This window comes from Pseudoalteromonas sp. GW168-MNA-CIBAN-0100, assembly GCF_040309225.1.
Classification (GTDB): Bacteria; Pseudomonadota; Gammaproteobacteria; order Enterobacterales; family Alteromonadaceae; genus Pseudoalteromonas; species Pseudoalteromonas arctica.
This window is the reverse complement of record NZ_JBEOOL010000524.1, coordinates 1-276: the sequence shown is the minus strand read 5'-3', so window position 1 is coordinate 276 and position 276 is coordinate 1. Positions and strand designations below refer to the sequence as shown.

The window sequence follows — 276 nt, the reverse complement described above, 5'->3', positions numbered from 1 at the left end:
CAATAGTAGATACTAAACCAGAGTCAATTGCATTGGCTATTTCTTGGCTGCCTTGGCATATTTCAAGACCATATTTTTGCCAAATTAAACCAAATGAAGAAAAAGGAATACCATTTTCACGCGCACCGGCACCGCCACGTTGGTGGTGATCAAAACGTCCTGTCTCTGGGTTATGCTCGCCACCTACATCAATCACAACATCGGCTTTGCTTATAAGCTTCATATCGCGGGTGCGTATAAGTTTAAAAGAAGGATAAATATACTTAAGTGCAGCTA

1 protein-coding gene is annotated in these 276 nt (G+C 41.3%); it reads right to left on the bottom strand.

All coding sequences use genetic code 11. The features are described 5' to 3' along the window. A partial coding sequence (locus AAEY62_RS22275) for an MYG1 family protein (protein WP_350636582.1) occupies positions 1-276 on the bottom strand: 276 nt, incomplete at both ends.